Annotated in this window: 21 protein-coding genes, 1 tRNA gene and 1 pseudogene; 8 read left to right on the top strand and 15 right to left on the bottom strand. The window is 59.3% G+C overall.

Annotated elements, in window-relative coordinates; genetic code table 11:
- Nucleotides 1–6 precede the first annotated feature (6 nt).
- On the top strand, nucleotides 7–387 hold the full coding sequence (locus RBB29_RS10740) for an HIT domain-containing protein (protein WP_306114260.1): 381 nt from the start codon (nucleotides 7–9) through the stop codon (nucleotides 385–387).
- A 140-nt stretch (nucleotides 388–527) separates the two neighbouring features.
- Here RBB29_RS10740 and RBB29_RS10735 read toward each other — a convergent pair whose 3' ends face one another.
- The gene (locus RBB29_RS10735) at nucleotides 528–1,424 is read right to left on the bottom strand and encodes a LysR family transcriptional regulator (protein WP_306114261.1); all 897 of its coding nucleotides are present in this window, start codon (nucleotides 1,422–1,424) and stop codon (nucleotides 528–530) included.
- Between RBB29_RS10735 and RBB29_RS10730 the strand changes: the two genes are divergently transcribed.
- The 4 genes from RBB29_RS10730 to RBB29_RS10715 all read left to right on the top strand — a co-directional run bounded on the left by RBB29_RS10730 (nucleotide 1,309) and on the right by RBB29_RS10715 (nucleotide 6,190).
- Nucleotides 1,309–1,965: a PACE efflux transporter gene (locus RBB29_RS10730; protein WP_306114262.1), complete on the top strand. Its 657-nt coding sequence runs from the start codon at nucleotides 1,309–1,311 to the stop codon at nucleotides 1,963–1,965. The genes RBB29_RS10735 and RBB29_RS10730 overlap by 116 nt on opposite strands.
- Nucleotides 1,966–2,279: 314 nt before the next feature.
- A complete protein-coding gene (locus tag RBB29_RS10725; RefSeq protein WP_306114263.1) occupies nucleotides 2,280–3,977 on the top strand; it encodes a molecular chaperone HscC in 1,698 nt (565 codons plus the stop codon).
- Nucleotides 3,967–4,788: a hypothetical protein gene (locus tag RBB29_RS10720; RefSeq protein WP_306114264.1), complete on the top strand. Its 822-nt coding sequence runs from the start codon at nucleotides 3,967–3,969 to the stop codon at nucleotides 4,786–4,788. Before RBB29_RS10725 ends, RBB29_RS10720 begins: the two co-directional genes overlap by 11 nt.
- Nucleotides 4,789–4,807: 19 nt before the next feature.
- The gene (locus tag RBB29_RS10715) at nucleotides 4,808–6,190 is read left to right on the top strand and encodes a hypothetical protein (protein WP_306114265.1); all 1,383 of its coding nucleotides are present in this window, start codon (nucleotides 4,808–4,810) and stop codon (nucleotides 6,188–6,190) included.
- Between the two features lie 260 nt (nucleotides 6,191–6,450).
- Here RBB29_RS10715 and RBB29_RS10710 read toward each other — a convergent pair.
- The 6 genes from RBB29_RS10710 to leuD form a co-directional block, all read right to left on the bottom strand.
- Nucleotides 6,451–6,527, bottom strand: a tRNA-Pro gene (locus tag RBB29_RS10710).
- A gap of 62 nt (nucleotides 6,528–6,589) precedes the next feature.
- The gene (locus RBB29_RS10705; protein WP_306114266.1) at nucleotides 6,590–7,063 is read right to left on the bottom strand and encodes a GNAT family N-acetyltransferase; all 474 of its coding nucleotides are present in this window, start codon (nucleotides 7,061–7,063) and stop codon (nucleotides 6,590–6,592) included.
- Nucleotides 7,060–8,166 carry a 3-isopropylmalate dehydrogenase gene (leuB, locus tag RBB29_RS10700; protein WP_306114267.1) on the bottom strand — a complete coding sequence of 369 codons (1,107 nt, stop codon included), beginning with the start codon at nucleotides 8,164–8,166 and terminating at the stop codon, nucleotides 7,060–7,062. Before leuB ends, RBB29_RS10705 begins: the two co-directional genes overlap by 4 nt.
- 85 nt (nucleotides 8,167–8,251) lie before the next feature.
- Nucleotides 8,252–9,268, bottom strand: a complete 1,017-nt coding sequence (locus RBB29_RS10695; RefSeq protein WP_306121150.1) for an endonuclease/exonuclease/phosphatase family protein — start codon at nucleotides 9,266–9,268, stop codon at nucleotides 8,252–8,254.
- A gap of 56 nt (nucleotides 9,269–9,324) precedes the next feature.
- Complete coding sequence (locus tag RBB29_RS10690; RefSeq protein WP_306114372.1) at nucleotides 9,325–10,128, bottom strand: hypothetical protein; 804 nt, start codon at nucleotides 10,126–10,128, stop codon at nucleotides 9,325–9,327.
- 401 nt (nucleotides 10,129–10,529) lie between these two features.
- The gene (gene leuD / locus RBB29_RS10685) at nucleotides 10,530–11,135 is read right to left on the bottom strand and encodes a 3-isopropylmalate dehydratase small subunit (protein ID WP_306114268.1); all 606 of its coding nucleotides are present in this window, start codon (nucleotides 11,133–11,135) and stop codon (nucleotides 10,530–10,532) included.
- Nucleotides 11,136–11,265: 130 nt separating this feature from the next.
- On the opposite strand from leuD, the gene RBB29_RS10680 reads away from it, so the two are divergent.
- Nucleotides 11,266–11,853, top strand: coding sequence for an isopropylmalate isomerase (locus RBB29_RS10680; protein ID WP_306114269.1), 588 nt, complete (start codon nucleotides 11,266–11,268; stop codon nucleotides 11,851–11,853).
- A 2-nt stretch (nucleotides 11,854–11,855) separates the two neighbouring features.
- On the opposite strand, the gene leuC is transcribed toward RBB29_RS10680, so the two are convergent.
- Nucleotides 11,856–13,259 carry a 3-isopropylmalate dehydratase large subunit gene (leuC, locus tag RBB29_RS10675; RefSeq protein ID WP_306114270.1) on the bottom strand — a complete coding sequence of 468 codons (1,404 nt, stop codon included), beginning with the start codon at nucleotides 13,257–13,259 and terminating at the stop codon, nucleotides 11,856–11,858.
- A gap of 201 nt (nucleotides 13,260–13,460) precedes the next feature.
- On the opposite strand from leuC, the gene RBB29_RS10670 reads away from it, so the two are divergent.
- Complete coding sequence (locus tag RBB29_RS10670; RefSeq protein ID WP_306114271.1) at nucleotides 13,461–14,261, top strand: GNAT family N-acetyltransferase; 801 nt, start codon at nucleotides 13,461–13,463, stop codon at nucleotides 14,259–14,261.
- 28 nt (nucleotides 14,262–14,289) lie between these two features.
- On the opposite strand, the gene RBB29_RS10665 is transcribed toward RBB29_RS10670, so the two are convergent.
- Nucleotides 14,290–14,994 (bottom strand): response regulator, encoded by a 705-nt coding sequence (locus RBB29_RS10665; protein WP_306114272.1) that lies wholly within the window; start codon nucleotides 14,992–14,994, stop codon nucleotides 14,290–14,292.
- On the bottom strand, nucleotides 14,991–15,488 hold the full coding sequence (locus RBB29_RS10660; protein WP_306114273.1) for a MarR family winged helix-turn-helix transcriptional regulator: 498 nt from the start codon (nucleotides 15,486–15,488) through the stop codon (nucleotides 14,991–14,993). Before RBB29_RS10660 ends, RBB29_RS10665 begins: the two co-directional genes overlap by 4 nt.
- A 165-nt stretch (nucleotides 15,489–15,653) precedes the next feature.
- On the opposite strand from RBB29_RS10660, the gene RBB29_RS10655 reads away from it, so the two are divergent.
- Nucleotides 15,654–16,520 carry a branched-chain amino acid aminotransferase gene (locus tag RBB29_RS10655; RefSeq protein WP_306114274.1) on the top strand — a complete coding sequence of 289 codons (867 nt, stop codon included), beginning with the start codon at nucleotides 15,654–15,656 and terminating at the stop codon, nucleotides 16,518–16,520.
- Between the two features lie 71 nt (nucleotides 16,521–16,591).
- Here the strand turns inward: RBB29_RS10655 and RBB29_RS10650 are convergent, their stop codons facing one another.
- From RBB29_RS10650 to RBB29_RS10630, 5 genes and pseudogenes are all read right to left on the bottom strand, one after another.
- Nucleotides 16,592–17,512, bottom strand: a complete 921-nt coding sequence (locus tag RBB29_RS10650; protein ID WP_306114275.1) for a DMT family transporter — start codon at nucleotides 17,510–17,512, stop codon at nucleotides 16,592–16,594.
- Between the two features lie 101 nt (nucleotides 17,513–17,613).
- Nucleotides 17,614–18,492: pseudogene (locus tag RBB29_RS10645) on the bottom strand (ABC transporter permease); the annotation flags it as partial.
- A gap of 12 nt (nucleotides 18,493–18,504) precedes the next feature.
- Nucleotides 18,505–19,776 carry an ABC transporter permease gene (locus RBB29_RS10640; RefSeq protein WP_306114277.1) on the bottom strand — a complete coding sequence of 424 codons (1,272 nt, stop codon included), beginning with the start codon at nucleotides 19,774–19,776 and terminating at the stop codon, nucleotides 18,505–18,507.
- Nucleotide 19,777: 1 nt separating this feature from the next.
- On the bottom strand, nucleotides 19,778–20,065 hold the full coding sequence (locus tag RBB29_RS10635) for a DUF1330 domain-containing protein (RefSeq protein WP_306114278.1): 288 nt from the start codon (nucleotides 20,063–20,065) through the stop codon (nucleotides 19,778–19,780).
- A 92-nt stretch (nucleotides 20,066–20,157) separates the two neighbouring features.
- Nucleotides 20,158–21,249, bottom strand: coding sequence for an extracellular solute-binding protein (locus RBB29_RS10630; protein WP_306114279.1), 1,092 nt, complete (start codon nucleotides 21,247–21,249; stop codon nucleotides 20,158–20,160).
- Between the last annotated feature and the right edge of the window lie 40 nt (nucleotides 21,250–21,289).

Below are 21,289 nucleotides of genomic sequence, written 5' to 3'. Positions count from 1 at the left end.
AAGGTCATGCCCTACGCCTATGACGATCAGAACATCTTTGCCAAGATTCTGCGCGGAGAGATCCCAAACGACACCGTGCTGGAAACCGAGCACACGCTGGCTTTCAACGATATCCAACCGCAGGCACCGGTGCATGTTCTGGTGATCCCCAAGGGACCGTATGTCTGCCACGACCATTTCGCGCTCGAGGCCAGCGAGGCCGAGATTGTCGATTTTTCCCGCACTATCGGCAGGATTTGCGCGATGAACGGCATCCAGCCTGGCGAAGGCGGCGACGGGTATCGCACGATTGCAAACGCCGGCGAAAACGGTGTGCAGGAAGTGCCGCATTTCCACATGCACATCCTCGGCGGTCGTCCCCTTGGTCGGATGCTGTCCGGCAGCTAATGCCTGGGCAAGAAAACCGATGACGGTTTTCAGCGCGAACAGCGCGCCCCATCAATGAACCAAGTCAATTACGCTGGTTCAACGTCACACCCCAACGCCCTCGCGGAAAGACCGGCGGGCCGCCGTTTCAGGGCATGGTCTCAGCCCTGCCAAACTTCTTGCGAGATATTGAGTAGCTGCCGCTGGATCCATTGACCTGCCTTGCCCAGCACATGTTGTTCCGTCCAGACCAGGTCGATGCCCTCAAGCGCGTCGCTTTGTTGGAACGTATACCTGATCCGGACCAGTTTCTTTGATCTCACCAGGTCTCTGACGACCGGCAACGGCAATTCAGCCCACCCCAAACCGCGCAAGACCAGTTCGAGGATCATGTAGGGGTTTTCCGCATACCAGATCGACGCACTTTTGATCTCGCCAACCTGACCGGGAACGTCGTGAGAGCGGCTCCGTAGAACCAATTGCCGATGTTGCCGCAGGTCCCGGTGCGCGACCTGATCCAACGTCGCCAGAGGATGAGACGGCCCGCAGATCGGGACGAGTGCCGAATGTCCGACGCCACGAAACTGGAAGCCGGTTGGATAGCTCTCCTGCTCCGTCATCAGGCCAAGCATCGCCCGCCCCTCTTTGAGAAGTGCTGCCGTGTCATTGGGACCGGTTGTCAGGATCTCCAGCGAGACGTCGGGAAACGCGCCCGCGAAGCCGCTCAACACATCCAGAACCGGCGTCAGGTTGATCCCCTGCTCGACCGCGATGCAAAGCTTGTCCTCGACCCCCTCGGCCATCGACGTCGCCTTGGCAAAAAACTCCTGGTTTCCGAGCAGGACACCCTTGGCGTAAGGCAACAAGGACTGCCCGGCCGGGGTGAGCGTCGGGGACCGACTGCTGCGGTCGAAAAGCTGAAGGTCCGTGTCGATTTCGAGATTGGCGATTGCAGTCGACACCGCCGACTGCGCTTTCTTCATTTTCCGCGCCGCCGCAGAGAATGACCCCAACTCCGCGGCGAGGACAAACGCCTGCAAACTCTCAGGTGATGGCATCTTTAACCTATCTGATTTTCAGATATTAATTAACTATATTTATCTGCATTTCTCGATAGAAGCAAATCCAACAATGGAGTTGGAAATGTCGGAAAAAGTCGCCTTGAGATCGGGCAGGGACCGCCTGCGCTATACCATCAGCTTTGAACTGTTGCTGATGGCAATTCTTGTTCCGGCAGGCGCGGCGTTTTTCGACAAACCAATCGCCGAGATCGGGCTGCTCGGAGCGATTCTCGCGGGCAAGGCGATGCTGATCAATCTCGTCTACAACTGGGTTTTCGACAAAATAGACGCGCGCTCGGGACGTGTGGCCAGTGAACGTTCGCATCTCGGGCGGATCTTGCACGCGATTGGCTTTGAAGCCTCGCTGGTCGTGACGTCACTTCCAATTTACGCCTGGTGGCTCGGCATCGGGCTTCTGGAAGCTCTGGTGACGGACATTATCGTCACATCCTTTGTTGTCGCCTATACCTATTTCTTCACCTTGGCGTATGACAGGATGTTCCCCCTGAAGCATCAAACCTGTTCGGCAGGTGCTTGACGACGGGTACCGACCTGCACACAGCGTCCGGCGTGACAGTGCCGACAGCAACCATGGACAAGCAGGTCAATTATTCACTTCGGTAGCACGATATCCGGTGATCCCGGGCAGCCAGGTCGAGGTCGGTTGGGGCCGATCACTTCATGCCCAATGCAGCAACCTAAGCCTAACTTCGGACCAAAGTTTGAACCTGCTATACTGTTTGCAAGAGGCAAGGTTGGCCGATTAGGCACGTTCCAAGTTTTGTGTGACAATCCAAGCGCAAATCAATAGAAGACCGCTCGAAGAGTTGAGAGCAAGGATGCGGTCCATTGGTGTGTGTTGGTATTGATTTGGGGACGACGAATTCCTTGATCGCGGTCTACGGGGACAATGGTCCGGAACTCATCCCCAACGCTCTTGGTGAACATCTGACCCCTTCGGTTGTCGGGTTGGCGGATGACAAATCGACATTTCTGATCGGCAAGGCGGCCCAAAAGCGCCTGATCCGTCACCCGGACCTGACAAAGTCGCTATTCAAGCGGCAGATGGGAAGCGGTACTGAATTGCGCCTTGGGCGCAAGACATTCAGTGCAACAGACCTGTCGGCGATGGTTCTATCGTCACTGAAGAAAGACGCCGAAGCGGCACTTGGATGTGATGTCTCGGAAGCGGTGATTTCGGTTCCGGCCTATTTCAATGCGATACAACGTCAGGCCACCAAGGACGCCGCGGAAATCGCGGGATTGAAGGTGCGGAGGCTTATCAACGAGCCGACAGCCGCCGCTTTGGCCAGTGGCGTGCTGGATCGCGACGAGGAAAGCCTGTTCCTTGTGCTGGACCTGGGCGGCGGTACCTTCGATGTGTCCATCCTCGAGATGTTCGAAGGCGTGATGGAAGTGCGCTCCAGCGCAGGCGACTCTTTTCTTGGTGGCGAGGATTTTACCGAAGTCCTGGCGCGCCATTTCTGCGGCGAACTCAGTGAAAAATGGAGCGACCTGAAACCGGAAGACAAGGAAATCTTGCTCAGCTTCTCGGAACGCATCAAGCTGTCGCTGGCAAACTCTGACGCCGCAGAGGCAGAATTGCCCTGGCGCGGGGCCTCCCGGACGCTTGCGATGACGCAACAGAAGTTCGAAGGCCTGTGCGCGACCTTGCTGGGAAGGCTGCGCCGGCCCATCGAAAAATGCCTGCACGATTCCGGACATAGCACGTTGGAGATCGACCGCGTCATCCTTGTTGGAGGGGCAACCCGTATGCCGGTGATCCGCAGTATGGCAGCGCGTATTTTCAAAAAGCTCCCTGAGAGGCGGATTGATCCCGATCATGCCATTGCGCTTGGCGCCGCTGTTCAGGCCGGGCTGATTGAGAAACACGAAGGTCTTGATGACGTGGTCATGACCGATGTTGCCCCCTTTTCCATGGGGATCGAATCCAACGATTCCAGCAGGGAAAAGATTGTCGAGGGGATCTTTGTTCCGATCATTGAACGCAATACCATCCTGCCCGCCAGTCGGCGGCAGTTCTTTTCGACGATGTTCGACAACCAGCGCAAGATCCAGGTCAAGATCTACCAAGGGGAATCGGCCTTTGCCCGGGACAACGTATCTCTGGGAGAGATGATGGTGTTGGTGCCGCCAAAACCGGCGGGTCAGGAGGGCATCGATGTTCGGTTCACCTATGATGTCAGCGGGTTGCTTGCGGTTGACGTAACGGTGCCGTCAACCAATCAAACCTTTTCGCAGGTGGTTGAGGACCTGGCCGAAGCCATGCCTGCCTCCGAAAAACGGACGCGACTTGCCGCAATGGAAAAGCTCAAGGTCAATCCGCGTGACGAGGCCGCCAATGTCGCATTAGTCGAGGCGATCAAGCATCTTTTCGAGATGTTGCTGGGCCAGGATCGTGAATTTGTTATGGGGTTGCTGGGTCGCTTCGAGGCTGCGCTGGATTCTCAGGACCCGCGCAGGATTGAAACCGAACGCCGCGAGATCGCGGAGATAGTCGATCAGATCGAGGCGAACTATGTCACCTGACCCCCAGAACTGGCCGTGGTCAGAGCTGGAGCTGGAAAAACAGCCCGAAGACCCGAGACAGGTTCGGCGCGCATATGCCCGCAAATTGAAAACGATCGACCCCGAGGCAGACACTGACGCCTTTGTCCGCCTGCGTGCAGCCTATGAATTTGCGCAGATGATCTCGGGTGATGGGCGACAGGGACGCCGGGGGCACGTTACACAAAATGTCATCGAAACGGGTGGACAGACTAATACTTCAGCCCCAAAGCCGAGTGTCCCAAACGAGACCGCGACAGACGTTTCCCCGGATGAATTGGACAATGCACCCGAAGAGAACACGTCTGCAGCGTCCCCCTGGGATACCCCGAAACATGATCCTGAGACGGTCATGCAGCGGATCCATGGCCTGATCCGGACAAAATCCTGGGCCGCGGACTACTGGGAGCCGCTATTGTTCGCACCCGCCTTCGAAGATCCGGAAGCGGCACGGGAACTGGAAGGCAATCTGGTGAGAATCTTCGTCGAGGGATACAGTGCCGAGGGCCAATGGCGCAGTGCGCGCCAGAATGCACAGGCGACCTTACTGGGCCCCAACTATTTCAAACGCGATCTTGTCGACGTAATCGACCGCAGGTTTGAATGGGTATCGGATGGCCTTGGATTTCTGAAGCGCCACCCGCAGGCGCAACCTTTGCAGATGCATATGGCATCGGTCTTGCGCACCGCGCGGGCGCAGGCCGCAACCGTCGATCCACGTGGCAAACCCATACCGCCCTTGATGTGGGTTTTGCCATTCGTGGCGTGGTTGGTCATGCTGGCCATTCTGTAGAAAATCCCCGGAGATCAAAGTGAGCGTTGCTGTATTTATCTGGGGCATTATCCTGTTGTGGATAACCTGGTCTTTCTCCCGCAGGATCATTGGTGCAAAGCTTGTTCCGCTCTTCCACAAGCTGGCGGCAAGAAGCTCGATCTATTTGTCGCTATACAGATGGGTCAGGCGGCCCCTGTTCGGGTATCGCCGTATGCCGGCAATCGTTTGGTGCACGATCTGTCTGGCGCTTTTCGCTCATGTTGTCCACTACAGCCAGATCTTATCGCCTGTTCCCAAACTGAACCTCTATCGGATTGATTCGGCCTTGATCGACGCAGGCCCGCGTTTCCTCACCAACAACCTGGTTGGAAACGCCGAGCCGCGCAGTCCCACGGATCAACCCGTTGGGGATTTTCCTTTTCCGCGGTTGGGCCTTTTGATTCAGGACCCGTTGTTTCTGGCGGATCAACCCGAAAGCCAAAAGAACAAGGCCATTTCTTACGGTATCTTCCCTGCCAAGCAACCGCGTTCGTTTACATGTGGCCGCATTTCCGATGGGCCATTGACCTGTTCCTTCGTCTTGTCGGTCCCCGTCGTGCACAAGCTTGAACTTTTCTTTAGCGGCGCGAAGTCATTTTCGAGAGGGAATGAAGAGGTTGAGGGGCTCAATATTTCTTTCCTGGCCGAAAATGGCGCGTTCAAAGCCAAGTGGAGATCGGCAATGTATTCGCCCCATGGGGAACAATCATTGAAGCTGCACATGCCGGGAAAAGATGAAGGCATTTACGGCCTCATCACCCAGAGTATCGACCCTGCGCAGCTGTTTGCAGCTCTCGACGGGGACGCGGCGATCCCCTTCGAGATCAGTTCAAACCCGGAGGCACTGCATGAGAGTTTGAAGGAAACTTGTGCCATGATGTATGAACGCGCCGAGACAAAGCCGATAAGAATGCGTTATTGCAAGGATATCTCTGCGAAAACGGTCGAGTACACAACGGAACGATGCCGACGCGATGAAGACCGAGCGGCATGGATTTGCGCCTGGGGCGAACCGTTTCACCATGGCGGGTATAATCGACCTCTTGACCTGATCGGGACTGAAGACACGGCAAACACGGCATTTGAATTGAGCACGCCAGAAGATCGGTTGTTGTTCTCGATTTTTCTACGCGCTTCCGGGTTCGAAACGGGTCCGATCGAGTTGACACAAAGCCTCAGAGATACGCGAGACGGCATTGTCGAAGACTACAAGATTATTCTGGGCTTATCGGAAAACCATATCCGGGACAGCAACGCCATAGAAGACGCCCTTATCCGCCAGCCGCAACTTTATCCCTACTATCGAGACCGTGCAGAATGGGCCGGACCGGTATTGAAGGATCTCAAGGAAAAACTCGCCGCTTGGGGGCTCTACGAATGATACGACAACCGGTGTTGTTAGTCGGGCAGACCAGCATTGATCGGTGATTATGCCAATAACCAACCCTGCAGATGCTATCTGAGTTGAGCAAAAATCTGGGTTTGAAAAGCGGCAGCGATATAAGTTCGAATCGAAATTAAGACTACCTGGAGATCTGCCTTAGACTTCATCGGCGATGCTTCTCATGTGCTGCTCGAACTCCCAAATGGAATGCCGGGCACAAAAAATGGCGCCGCAAAAATCTGAAAAAACGAAGAAATTGGTCGGAGTGAGAGGATTCGAACCTCCGGCCCCTGCCTCCCGAAGACAGTGCTCTACCAGGCTGAGCTACACTCCGACCGTGAGCTTGCCGATTAAACCCACCGGCGGCGTTTGGCAAGGGCTGAAAGCGCCTGCCGGTCAGCCGAGCCGTGCGCGAAACGCCGAAAAATCCGCTGCCATCACCCGAAAGGACCGTTTGTCTTTGCCCGGCGCCCCGATCGCAGCGTAAAACGTCTGCGCCGCCAGGTTATCCCCATCGGTCTGCCAATCGAACCGGGTGCACCCCTCCTGCTCGGCAATCGACACCAGACCCGCCAGCAGGGCGCGACCCACGCCACGGCCCCGCGCGGCCTCGGCAACAAAGATCTCTTTCATGTAGAGCGCGATACCTGCCCCGGCGGGAAAGGTCAGCGCCCAGGTCGCGAACCCGGCGGGTTGCGTGCCGTCATAGGCCATCAGGCAGGACATATGCCGCCCCGACGCCAGAAGGCTCAGGATCCGCTCTTCTTCCTCCGGGGTGGCCGGTGCGATGCCATAGTGGCGCAGGCAGTCACGATAGAGGGCCAGGAAATCATCCCGGCCCTTTTCTGTGAATGGCTGCGTGCGGATCACAGGCTGGCGTCAAGCGCCGCGATGATGGCGTCGCCCATTTCCGTGGTCGAGGAGGATTTACCGCCTTCAGGACCAAGCAGGTCGCCCGTCCGCATCCCGTCGGCCAATACCTTCTCGACCGACTGTTCGACGCGGCTGGCGTCCTCGCCCATGTCGAAGCTATAGCGCAGCGCCATGGCAAAGCTCAGGATGCAGGCAATCGGGTTGGCCTTGCCCTGACCCGCGATATCAGGCGCGGAGCCATGCACCGGTTCATAGAGCGCCTTCGGGCGGCCATTGGCCATCGGCGCACCGAGCGAGGCCGAGGGCAACATGCCAAGCGACCCGGTCAGCATTGCGGCACAGTCCGACAGGATATCGCCAAAGAGGTTATCGGTCAGGATCACGTCAAACTGCTTGGGCGCGCGGACAAGCTGCATCGCACCGTTATCGGCATACATATGGCTCAACTCGACATCGGCGTAATCCGCATCATGCACCCGCTGCGTGACCTCACGCCACAGGATGCCCGATTCCATCACGTTGGCCTTTTCCATCGAGCAGACCTTGTTGCCCCGCCGACGGGCAAGTTCAAACGCGGCGCGGGCGATCCGGTCAATCTCGGACTCGGTATAGCGTTGCGTGTTGATGCCGACGCGTTCGTTGCCCTCGTTGATGATGCCGCGTGGCTCACCGAAATAGACGCCACTGGTCAACTCGCGGACGATGACAATATCCAAGCCCGCGACGATGTCCTTCTTGAGCGACGAGAAATCCGCCAGCGCGTCGAAACACTGCGCCGGGCGCAGGTTGGCGAAAAGGTCCATCTCCTTGCGCAGGCGCAAAAGGCCGCGCTCGGGTTTGACGGAGAAATCGAGGTCGTCGTATTTCGGACCGCCCACGGCGCCGAGCAGGACGGCATCGATCTCCTGCGCGCGGGCCATCGTGTCGTCATGCAGCGGCACACCATGCGCGTCATAGGCCGCGCCCCCTACCAGGTCCTCGCTCACGTCGAACGCCACGCCACGCTTGTCACCGAACCAGTCGATGACCTTGCGGACCTCGGCCATGACTTCGGGGCCGATCCCGTCACCGGGCAGAATAAGAAGCGAGGGGGTGCTCATGTCGGATTTTCCTTGGGCAGATTGAGTTGCCAACCGCCTACCGCGCTGACCAGGAATGGTCAAGAAACCCCGGGGACGCAGACCGCTACTGCATGTCCAACTGCAGATCGACCCAGATCAGGCGGTGACGGCTGGCTGCGCGCATGATCTCGGCTGCCTCGCTGCCCTCCTCGGGCCAGTAGATCCCTGCCTCCGCGACGCGCAAATCGGCCGAGGGTAGGATGTAATCAATCCGCAGTGCGCCAGGCCCGGGCGCGGGCCATTCGACGGTATCAAGCCGGGGATCACCCCGGTGACCCGGATCGCCAACGACGTCACCGGCGCGCATTGGGCGGGGGTCTTGCACCCTTGGGTCTGACAGAAGCTCGGCAATTGCCACGCGCCTGCCGTCGCTATCCGCCGGATCGAGATTGGCGTCACCCAGCAGGACAAATGGCGCATCCGATGGCGCGCCGAATTGCCCATCCAGGTAATGTTGCCAGAATTTCAGCTCATCATGGTTGCGCCGGCCATTGCGGTCCTCCGGCCCGTCAAAGACCGGCGGGGAGGCATGGAACACCATCAGGTCCAGTGCGGTATCGCCCACACGAACCGGCACGACCCAATGCCCAACGGTCGACAGCCGCTGGATCGCCTGCGCTTCGGGGGAAGGGAAAGGTGCACCATCCATCTCGGGCAAGAGCGCGCCGGGCAGGTCCCGCCACAAAAGCGCGCTGAAGTCCCGGGCCTTTTCCGCTTCAAGCGGATAGCGCGACAGGACCGCCATGCCTCTCTGGCCAGAAAATTCGCCATAGCCTTGCGCGTCGCGCGGCTCGGCCACCCGGCCATCGCCATCCAGGTCGAGACCGGTCGCCATGCCGGTATTTGGCCGCAGCGCAAAGAGATGGGGATATTCGGGGCCACTTTCTGCCAACATATCCCGCAGGGCAGTCAGGGCCTGCAATTCAAGGTCGTAATCCACCCGTTGCAGCACAAGGATATCCGGCGCGACACGGGCCACAACCTGCGCCACGGCCGCCACCTGCGGATCTTCACCGCGCAGGATATCGCGCAGCAGAAGGCCGGGACCGTCCCGGTCCAGTTCAACATTGTAAGTGGCGATGCGGATCGTGTCGGCGACGGCCCCCTGGGCCAGCCACAGCGCGGTCAGCGCAGCGATCAGGCGCGCTGCAACCCGTCGGCTTCGGCCTTCGCGTAGGCGCGGCGGCGCTTTTCCTCGATCATGTCGGCGATCCGGCTCATGGCGATGCCACGCATCAACATGCTTGCAGGTAGAAACGCCCATGCGGTCATCGTCCAGATCAAGGTTTGCGGGTTCGCGATCGAAATCGGATCCACCATATCCGACGCCATTTTGACTGTCGCCGGGATCAAGAATGGCAGCAAACTTCCTAACACAATGTTAAGACCTGCATCGCGCTTGAGTCGGTTCAACACATCACCGCCGCCGGTCGGATCGAAAAGCGGCAGGTTGACCCAGACGTTGAACGCGCCATTGCGCACGGGCCAGCCGAACATCCGGACCAGTGTCAGGAAGATGAACATCATCACCAGCGACACCATGTAGGAGATGCCCGCCGCCGTGCGAACGGAGTCGACGAGTTCCGCATCCGCATTCGCGGGCATCATCAGGACAACCATGCGGACCGGCGAATAGGGGAAGTCGATCGCCTCACCCAGCCCATCACCCAGTTGCGTCAGGATCATGGTCAGGTTGGTCGGATCGGTCTTGCCACGGCAAATCAACGACAGGAACAGGATGGTCAGCGCCAATCCCAGGAACTTAAGCCGGTTGAAGGGCGGGGCGAAGCGGAATTCGATGATGCTGGGGTAGCGGCCGTAATATTCGATGAACGTCATGAACGACGCCAGAATGGCGAGCACGACAACGATCTGTGCTGTATCTGCGGCAGTTGACGGCAGTAGCAGCGATGGGGTCGCTATCAAGAGCGCCACTAACATCGCGCGCGTCAACGCACTCGTCACCTGTGATATCACTGTCCGTTCCCTTCAAACTGGTCGAACGCAGTACGATGCCGCGCCCTTGTTCCAACTTGATCCCGCACTTTGTGGCGGCTTGCCTCAATTGTGCCCAATTTTTGCCTTCTTTCATCATGCGGCTCAAGTCATGGTTAATATGAGTTCAGGTTTAAGGCGAATTGATGGAATTAGTGGTGCGAGATTGCATCAATTTAGGCACGGAAACACGGCATATACCCGGTGGCCCACAAGATGTTGTGTCACTTGACTTTTTTGCCACCAGCGTCGTCACATATCCGGGGACAATGCCAAAAATATAGGCAAATTGAAAACGCCGCCCGGGCTCCCCGGACGGCGTTGATTCATTGAACCGGCTTTTGAGCTCAAACCCAGGGGCGCGCCTCGGCGGCTTGGGCCTCGAACGCATCGACCGATGCTTTCTTTTCCAGGGTCAGCCCAATGTCGTCGAGACCCTGCATCAGGCAGTGTTTCTTGAACGGATCAACATCAAAGCTGAACACAACTCCATCCGAGGTGGTGATAGTCTGCGCTTCAAGATCAATTTCCATCCGCGCATTGGCCCCCTTTTCGGCGTCCTTCATCAGAACATCCACGGTCGCCTGCGGCAGGGCGATCGGCAAAATGCCGTTCTTGAAGCAGTTATTGTAGAAGATGTCGGCAAAACTCGGCGCGATGACGCAGCGGATGCCGAAATCCTTGATCGCCCAGGGCGCGTGCTCCCGGCTCGAACCGCAACCGAAATTGTCACCTGCCACGAGGATCTCGGCCTCACGGTATTGCGGTTTGTTCAGCACGAAATCAGCGATCTCATTGCCGTCGTCGTCATAACGCATCTCGTCAAAGAGGTTCACGCCCAGGCCCGAGCGTTTGATCGTCTTGAGGAACTGCTTGGGGATGATCATGTCGGTATCGACATTGATGAGCGGCATCGGCGCCGCAATCCCCGTCAGGGTGAGGAACTTATCCATTGAAATGGCTCCTTGTCTTGGAAGGACGTGTCGTGTGAGCCAACCCGGGCGTCCATGCGAGGTTTTGACAGGGTTGGTGGTTCATGTATCCATGCGGGCGTGATGTTTTGTGGCCCGGAGTGTGCGGCAGATGAAGAACCCGACCGAAATCTGGCCCTGTTTCCAGGACCGCTGGTCGCCGACGATTGGCGATCCGTCGGTGATGGGCTGGGTGACGGTTGCGGCCTATGCGCTCACCGCCGTGCTCACCGCGCGACTGGCGCTGAGTGATCGTGGACGGCCCGAGCGTTTCTTTTGGCTGATGCTGTGCCTGCTGTTGGCGGCACTGACCGTCAACAAGCAGCTCGACCTGCAATCGGCCCTCACCGCTTTTGCGCGCTGCACCGCCAAGGTTCAGGGCTGGTACGAAAACCGCAAGGTGGTCCAGACCGGGTTCATTCTGGCCCTTCTGGGGCTCAGCCTCGTGTTCCTCGTGGCCCTCGGCATCGCCATGTGGCGGCATTTGCGCCGGACGTGGATGGCCGTACTTGGCGTGGTCTTTCTGACCGGCTTTGTCGCCATCCGCGCGGTCGGCTTCCACCATTTCGACATCCTGATCAAATCCGACTTCGCCGGCGTCAGGACGAACTGGCTGCTGGAACTGGGGGGCATCGGCCTGATCCTGGCCAATGTCGTCGCCCTGCTCGTGGCCAGCCGCGAAATGCTGGAACCCGACTGACATCACATCATCTCGCGCACATCGGTCAGGCGTCCGGTCACCGCCGCCGCCGCCGCCATCGCGGGCGACATCAGGTGGGTGCGTCCGCCCCGGCCCTGCCGACCCTCGAAGTTGCGGTTGGAGGTGGCCGCGCAGCGTTCGCCAGGGCTGAGCTGATCGGGGTTCATGGCAAGGCACATGGAACATCCCGCCAGACGCCATTCAAAACCGGCCTCCTTGAAGATATCCGCGAGGCCCTCTTCCTCGGCCTGTGCCCGCACGAGGCCAGAGCCCGGCACGACCATCGCGCGTTTGACGGCGATCTTCTTGCCCTTCAGGATCTCGGCCGCCGCGCGCAGATCTTCGATCCGGCCATTGGTGCAGGAGCCGATAAAGACGGTGTCGATCTCGACCTCGTTGAGCGGCGTCCCCGGCTCGAGGCCCATATAGTCGAGCGAGCGTTCCGCCGCGCCGACCTTGCCACCTTCGAAATCCGACGGCGCAGGCACGGCGGCGGTGATCGGCAGCACATCCTCTGGCGAGGTACCCCAGGTCACGACCGGCGCGATATCCTCGCCCTTGATCGTCACCACCAGGTCCCAATGTGCGTCATCGTCGGAATAAAGCGTCTTCCACCAGGCAAGCGCCGCATCCCACTGATCGTCTTTCGGTGCATGGGGACGGCCTTTGACATATTCATAGGTCTTCTCGTCCGGCGCGATCAGGCCCGCACGCGCGCCACCTTCGATCGCCATGTTGCAGACGGTCATGCGGCCTTCCATGGAAAGGTCGCGAATGGCCTCACCGCAGTACTCGATCACGTAGCCGGTGCCGCCCGCGGTGCCGGTCTTGCCAATCACCGACAGGGTGATGTCCTTGGCGGTCACCCCGGGGCGCAGTTTGCCTGTGATCTCAACCTTCATGTTCTTGGATTTCTTCTGGATCAGGGTCTGCGTGGCCAGAACATGCTCCACCTCGGACGTCCCGATCCCATGCGCCAGCGCGCCGAAAGCGCCATGCGTTGCCGTGTGACTATCGCCGCAGACCACAGTCATGCCGGGCAAGGTCCAGCCCTGCTCGGGGCCGACGATATGCACGATGCCCTGACGCACGTCGGAGACCGGGTAATAGTGAATGCCGAACTCCTTGGCGTTCTTGTCGAGCGCCTCGACCTGCACGCGGCTGTCTTCGGTCATGGTGGCCGCGTTGGCACGGTCGAGCGTCGTCGGCACGTTATGATCCGGCACCGCGATGGTCTTGTCCGGTGCGTGCACCGTCCGGCCCGCCATGCGCAGCCCCTCAAAGGCCTGCGGGCTGGTCACTTCGTGTACGAGGTGACGGTCGATATACAAAAGGCAGGTGCCATCCTCGGCTTCATGCGCCAGATGAGCATCCCAGATCTTGTCATAGAGTGTCTTGGGGGACATAAGCCCTCTCCCATATGTTAGGTAATTTTCAGAATCGACAGGGTGGCCGCGCCCTATAGGGCGGCAAGCACAGTCATCGTCGCACCAAAGAACCGCCAAGGCAGGCGCGCGCGATCATCCATGTCAAAAATCCGTGTCATGAGGATGATCTACGCCTGTGGCCTCAAGACTTCAAGGATTCGATCTGTTAGCACGGGCCTGTTGACCGCAGGAAAGGGCCGGGGGTTGAGCGGGTATTACGGCACAGAGGCGCAGCAGAGGCTGCAACGCAAATCCGACCGGTTAACGCCGTGGATCATGCGCACGCCGGGGGCCTGCCTGACGGGGCGTGTGATGGGAGCGGACGATCCGGCAAGGCTCGGGTGGGATATTATCCGCGATCACCTGCGCGAAGATGGCGCCTTTTCATTCCGCTGGATTGCGCCCGACGGTCTGGAGGAAATCAAGCAGCAGACCGCCGATCTGGGTGTGGAACTTCACACCTGGAATGGGTTCTGGCGGGCGTCCGGTGCGGTGCGCGGCGCGATCCGTGACACCCTGGGACAGGACCTGCCCGACGGTGTGACGACGCAGGTCGTGGACACCCGGACCGTCACCACGCTTCAGGCTTTCTATGTCGCCAATGGCATCGCCCCATTGTCCGCCGCTGTCCTGACCGGCGATATCTGCACTGCGCGATCGCTTGTCGCCACCGCGGCCGACGGCACCATCCTGGCCGCTGGTTTCGTGGGGATGATGCAAAACGCGCATTCACCCCTTCACGATTGTGCCTGGGTCGGGTTGATTGCATGTGATCCTGCGGCGCGGGGAAAAGGGCTTGGCAGGCGCGTGACGTCCGAGCTGATTGCCCTGGCGCTGGACGATCTCGGGGCCGCGCGTGTCATGGGGTTTGCCGCGGGGGACAATGCGGCCTCAAGGGCAATGCTGCAGGGATGCGGATTGGAGCCAGTTGACCGCGCTTCTTATGTCACGACCCTGTCGGCCATGCGCTTCACCCGCTGACGATAATAACGCCGCCGACGCGACCAGATCAGTCAGGCACCAGCATGTACCCTTCACCCCGCACGGTTTGCAGGTAGCGCGGTTGTTTCGGGTCGGTTTCCAGCTTGCGGCGCAGGCGGGTGATCTGCACGTCCACGGCACGTTCCTGCGCCTGTCCGCCATCGCGGCCCAGATCCTCGACCAGCTTGGTGCGGCTGACCGGTTGGCGCAGGTTTTCGACGAAGATACGCATTAGCTGCACTTCCGTTGCCGTCAGGCGTACCACCTGCTCCCCCTGCATCAGTTCCGAGCGTTCGATATCGAACCGGATCGGCCCCATATGCAGCACCTTGGGCACGGTATTTTCGGGCTCGGGCGTGGGCATCCTCCGCAGGATCGCGTTGATCCGCAGGAGCAACTCCTTGGGTTCGAACGGCTTGGGCAGGTAATCATCCGCTCCAGCCTCCAGCCCGGAGATGCGGTCGTCCGTATCCCCCTTGGCGGTCAGCAACAGGATCGGGGTGGTGATTTCTTCGCTGCGCAGACTGCGGGTCAGGTCAACACCGTCTTCACCCGGCATCATCACGTCCATGACAATCAGGTCGAACTCCAGCCCCGACAGGATGCGCCGCGCATGGGCCGCATCCCGCGCGACCGACACGAGGAACCCATTGCGCGCAAGGAATTTCCGCAAGAGCCCGCGAATGCGCTCATCGTCATCAACGATCAGAAGGTGGGGGGCTGGATCGCTCATGATTTTGCATCCCTGATTTTGTAATATTGCCGGCGCATTTCCGTATCCATCATCGCCTCGAGCACCTGGCGAAACCCCGAGACGGCTTCGGGGCCGGCGGCGCGATAAGCGGCACGCATGCGGGCCCGCTGCGCATCGCTCAGCTTGCGTTCCAATTCCATGCCTTCATCGGTCAAATACAAGTTGCGCTCTCGCTTGTCACTTTTGCCCACGCGGCTATCAACTAGGCCATCGTCGACCAAAGTCCGCAAAACCCGGTTCAAAGACTGTTTTGTCACACCCAGGATGTTGAGCAGGTTGTTGACTGTGGTCCCCGGGGCGCGGGCGATGAAATGCACCGCCCGGTGATGCGCCCGTCCGTAAGCCATGCCCGACAGGATACGATCGGGATCGGCCGTGAACCCACGATAGGCAAAAAACATCGCCTCGATCCCCTGCCGTAGCTGCTCGTCGGTCAGAAACAGCAGGTTCTCGCCACCTTGTACTTCGGGCATCGCTCTCTCCGTTCACAAATCCCCGGCACAATGTCACAATACGTCAGCTTTGTTGACATTCCAAGGATGAACTGATACCGAATCGCAGTTTTAGCGAAATTTTATGTCCGATACGGACGTATTTTGCGCAACAAATGCAAACACTGGCCGCAAGAGGAGACCGAAATGGCTGGCTATGACGACCGCGATGGCAAGATATGGATGGATGGCAAACTTATCGACTGGCGCGAGGCCAATGTGCACATCCTCACCCACGCGATGCATTACGCCAGTTCGGTGTTCGAGGGCGAGCGCGCCTATAACGGCAAGATCTTCAGAAGCCGGGAACATTCCGAACGCCTGCATTTCTCGGCCGGCGAGTTGGATTTCGAAATCCCCTTCACCGTGGACGAAATCGAAGCCGCCAAGAAAGAGGTGCTTGAGGCCAACGGGTTGACCGATGCCTATGTGCGGGCCGTGGCCTGGCGCGGCGCGGGCGAAGACATGGGTGTCGCCTCGGCCCGAAACCCGGTCCACCTGGTGATCGCGGCCTGGGAATGGGGCGCCTATTACGGCGACGCCAAGATGAAGGGCGCCAAGCTCGACATTTCGAAATGGAAACGCCCAAGCCCTGAGACGATCCCGGTTCATGCCAAGGCGGCGGGCCTCTACATGATCTGCACCACGTCGAAACACGCGGCTGAGGCCAAGGGTTGCTCCGACGCGCTTTTCATGGATTACCGCGGCTATGTGGCTGAGGCGACCGGCGCGAACATCTTCTTCGTCAAGGATGGCGAGGTGCATACACCCCTGCCCGATTGCTTCCTCAACGGCCTGACCCGGCAGACCGTGATCGGCATGCTCGAAGACCGCCAGATCAAGGTGCATGAGCGCCACATCATGCCCGAGGAGATGGAAGGGTTCGAGCAATGCTGGCTCACCGGCACGGCGGCAGAGGTCACCCCAGTAGGCCAGATCGGCGACTACACGTTCGAAGTGGGCGACATGGCGCGCGAGATCTCGGAAGCATATGAGCAGCTCGTCCGGTCGTAGAATGACCAGACCCTGAACAACGCCCCGTGCCATCCGCGCGGGGCGTTTTTCTTTGCTCTTGCTGATTGCCGTCACGCCGCGCGGCGTTGCTGCGCCAGAACGACACCGACGGCCAAAATCGCCGCCCCAAGGGCGCGGTTCCAATCCCAGACCTCACCCAGGGCCAGAAGGATCAGCATCACGTAGAACGGTGCGGCGTTGAGATGGAATGACGCGATCCCAATTCCCAGATGCGACACACCAAGTATCCAGAAAGCCTGACTGATCGCCATTGCGACCAGAGAGTAAAGCAGCAGCATTGACCATCCCCATGGCCCGAGCGGGGCGATATCGGTGCCCGACCATCCGAACATTTCGAACACGGCCAGCGTTGCGATGGCAAAGAGCATGGCGCCACATAGAGTTATGGTACATTGCCCAAGCGCCGACATCTCCGGCAGGCCCTTGATCGCCTTTCGGGACCCCCAGGCAAACTGCGCGGTCGCCAACAAACCCAATAGAATTCCACCGCCATAGGTTACCTGCCTGAGATCCACACCGGTGGCCAGGTAGCCGCCCAGAAGAACCAGGCAGGTTCCGATCACGAAGTTTCGGGTCAGGCGACGTCCGTCGAACAGAACCTCCAGCGCAACCGCGGTCACCGGCATGGTTGCGGCGGTGAGGACGGCAGTCACCGGATCCGTGAGGTCCTGCGCGACAAGCATCAGGATCGCGCCTGCGCCAAAGCCCGTCGCACCGATGATCAGCCCGCGCAACAGCGGCGCCGCAACCACGCGCCGCCACCCGTCTGCGATGATCCACATGAGCAACAGTAGCGCGCAGGCAAGCACAAGCCGGGCGGTTATCAGCGAAATCGGCCCCCAGGTCTTGAGCAATTCCTCGGCCGCGGGAAACCCCGTCGCAAAGAGCGCCACAGCGGCCACGCAAATGGCATTGCCGCGCAATGCCTTGCCCGGGGCATTACCCGGCTTATCCCAAACCGACTGGGTCACCTGAAGATCGCAAACCTGTTCACAAGAACAAATCCTTGTCGCTCAGGCCAACCCTGTCGCGTCCGAATGCGCCCCCGATGTCGCAAACAGGGGCCAGGTATCTAGCTTGGCCGGATGCCCCGCAACCGCTCTGACCGTCGGCGCAGAAGCTCTACCGTGGTCAGGAGCGCGATGGAGATCACCACGAGGATCGTGGCCACGGCGAGGATGGTCGGGCTGATCTGCTCGCGCAGGCCGGTGAACATCTGCCAGGGCAGGGTTTTCTGCGAGGCGGAGCCGACGAACAGCACCACGACCACTTCGTCAAAGGACGTGATGAAGGCGAAGAGCCCGCCGGAAATCACACCGGGCAGAATGAGCGGCATCTGCACTTTGAAAAAGGTCGTGACCGGATCGGCCCCCATGTTGGCGGCGGCGCGCGTCAGGGAGCGGTCGAAGCCCACAAGTGTCGCGGTGACGGTGATGATGACAAAGGGAATACCCAGAACCGCATGGGCGAGGACCACTTTGACGTAGCCCACGAAGTTCTTGTTGAAGCCCAAAGTGCCTTCGAGGAAATTGCCCACCTGGCTGTAGAAGAAGAACATGCCGGTGGCCGAGATGATGAGCGGCACGATCATCGGCGAGATCAGGATCGCCATGATCGCCCGGCGGAACGGCACATGCGATTGGCTGAGGCCGATGGCGGCGAGCGTCCCCAGAGACACGGAGATAACCGTCGCAATCGGCGCGATGATGAGCGAGTTCTTGAAACTGCGCTGCCATTCGTTGTTGTTCCAGAAGTCGCGGTAGTGCTTCAGCGAATAGCCTTCGGGATCGAGCCGCAGCATTTCGGGCGTGAAGGTAAAGAAATCCTCGGCATTGAAGCTGAGCGGCAGGACCACCAGGATCGGCGTGATCAGGAAGATGAAGATCAGAGCACAGATGAAGCGGAAGGTGTAGTACCAGACGCGCTGGCCGAACGTGGCATATGTTGGAAGGCTCATGTCGCGTTACCCCAGCTTCACGTTGTCGATGCCCACGATCTTGTCATAGGCCCAGTATAGGATCAGAACCGCCGCCAGCAGGATCGTCCCCAACGCGGCCGCGAGGCCCCAGTTGAGCGAGCTGGAGATGTGATAGGCAATCCGGTTCGAGATGAAGACACCCTTGGTACCGCCGACGATCTCAGGCGTGATATAATACCCGATGGCGAGGATGAAGACGAGGATCGAGCCCGCCCCGATGCCCGGCACGCTCTGCGGGAAATAGACCCGCCAGAAGGCCGTCCAGTTGGTCGCGCCAAGCGATTTGGCCGCGCGCACATAGCTCGGGTTGATGGTCTGCATCACCGAATACATCGGCAGGATCATGAACGGCAGCAGGATGTGGGTCATCGCCACGATCGTGCCGAACTGGTTGTTGATCATGATGAGCCTGTTGGCGTCATCCACCAGCCCGATCCAGACCAGCACGTCGTTGATCACGCCCTGTTGCTGCAACATCACCTTCCACGCCGACGTCCGCACCAGAAGCGAGGTCCAGAACGGCAGCAGCACAAGGATCATCAACAGGTTCGCCTTGTTGGCCGGCAGGTTCGCCAGGATCCAGGCGACGGGATATCCCAGCAGGATACAGGCTCCCATGATGATCAAGGACATGATGAGCGTCCGGATGAACAGCTTGACCAGGATCTGCTTGTTCTCTGGCTGCGCCTGAATACCCTCGGGCGTCTTCTGCATGTCGATGGCGTTCAGGAAATAGCCGCTGGTATAGGTCGATGAATGGGTTTGGATGGTTTTCCAGGTCTCAAGCTCGCCCCAGCCCTCATGCAATTCGATGAACTTGTCCTTGAAAGGGGCGTCCGCCACCGGATCCCATTTCTTGATCTGGCGCCCGGACTTGCGGAACATCGACGCGATGCCGGTCTGTTCATAGTTCAGCCGCGTGGCGAGTTTCGTATGCTCCTTGGCGTTCACCGCCACGATCATGTCGCGCGCCAGCGCCGCATAGACCTCTTCGCCCGGCAATTCGCCTGACGTCGCATCCCACTCAGCCAAAAGCGGCACTGTCTCAGGCAGGGTGTTGCGGACGATATCATTTTCAACCGAGCGGAACAGCATACTGGCAATCGGCATGATGAAAGAGATGAGCACAAAAACCAGCAGCGGCGCGATCAAGAGAAGCGCGCGTGTCTTCTGAACCCGCAAGGCGCGCGCCAGGCTTCGCTTCAGCGGTGTACCATCGGCGGCCAGCACCGGCCCGGTATCTGCGGCGTCACTCATCTCAGGTCCCCTCGACCAATATGATTACACTGTCGGCAGTGCGTCTTCTGATCTCGGCAACCTCTTGGTACTCGGGATCGTTGTAAGCGGCCTTCGCGGCCTCGAAACTTGGGAATTCAATCACCACATGGCGGTTCAGACTCTCGCCTTCGGCCACTTCGGATGGGCCGCCGCGGACGATGAACTTGCCTCCAAGTGCCAGCAGGATCGGCGTGTCCTTCTCGACATACTCCTTGTACGCCTCGGGATCATTCACCGTGATATGCCCAATGATGTAGCCTTTCGGCATATGTCTTTTCCCCGTTTGGTCGCGCGGCCCGTTACCCCGGGCCGCGCTTTGTTTATTGGGTGTGGCGCGCAATCACACGCGCCGCACCTGATTTATTGTGCCAGCCACGCCTGGAACTTGGCCTCGATGTCGTCGCGGTAATCCGCCCAGAACTCGTAGTTGTAGAGGAACGTGTTCTTGGCGTTGTTCGGATCGGTCGGCATGTGCGGCGCCATGTCGATGCCCAGTTCCGCGTGCTTGCCAACGAGCGGTGCCGAAGACTTACGGGCCGGACCGTACGAGATGTACTTGGCCTGATCCGCCAGACGCTGCGTGTCGGTCGCGAACATGATGTAGTCCAGCGCGCGCGCCTTGCGCTCTTCGCTCAGACCGGCGGGAATGATCCAGCCGTCGAGGTCAAAGATCTGCGCGTCCCACAGCATGGCAACAGGTTGCTTCTGCTCTTCGATCACGCTGAACAGACGACCGTTATAGGTCGAGCCCATGACGATTTCGCCATCGGCCAGAAGCTGCGGCGTGTCGGCACCGGCATTCCACCAGACGACCTGATCCTTGATCGTGTCGAGCTTGGCCAAGGCCTGATTCTGACCTTCTTCGGTGGCCAGCACGTCATAAACTTCGTCCTTGGCAACACCGTCGCAGAGCAGAGCCCATTCCATGTTGTTGATCGAACGCTTCTCAAGCGCCCGCTTGCCCGGATAGGCTTCGAGGTCGAAGACCGCGCAGACATCGGTCGGAGGCGTGTCGCCGACCATGTCGGTGCGGTAACCGAATGTCGTCGAGTAGACGATCTGCGGGATGAAGCAGTCACCCACCAGCAGGTCACCGAAATCTTCCGAGGCGGGCGTACCATCGGGTGCCGGGGCCAGCATGGTGTCAGGGTCGATTTCCATCGCCAGACCTTCGTCACAAAGGCGCAGGGCGTCGGCCGCAACCACGTCCACCACGTCCCACGTGATATTGTCGGCTTCGGCCATCGCCCGCAGTTTCGCCACGGCTTCGGCCGAGCTGTCATCGTTGATGATGGTGACGCCGGTCTTTTCCGAATAGGGCTCGTGATAAGCCTTCAGCTGCGACTTGGAATAGGCGCCGCCCCAGGACACGATGGTCATCTCTTCGGCGGTAACAGTACCCGCAGCAACGGTGAGCGCCGTCGTTGCAAGCAGAGTTTTCGTAAGTTTCATACTCATTTCTCCCTAAGTGTGCCCGTTAGCTACATTTCGG

The organism is Roseovarius sp. MMSF_3359 (assembly GCF_030733385.1).
In the GTDB taxonomy this organism is placed as follows: Bacteria; Pseudomonadota; Alphaproteobacteria; order Rhodobacterales; family Rhodobacteraceae; genus Roseovarius.
This window is presented reverse-complemented; position numbering and strand designations above follow the sequence as displayed.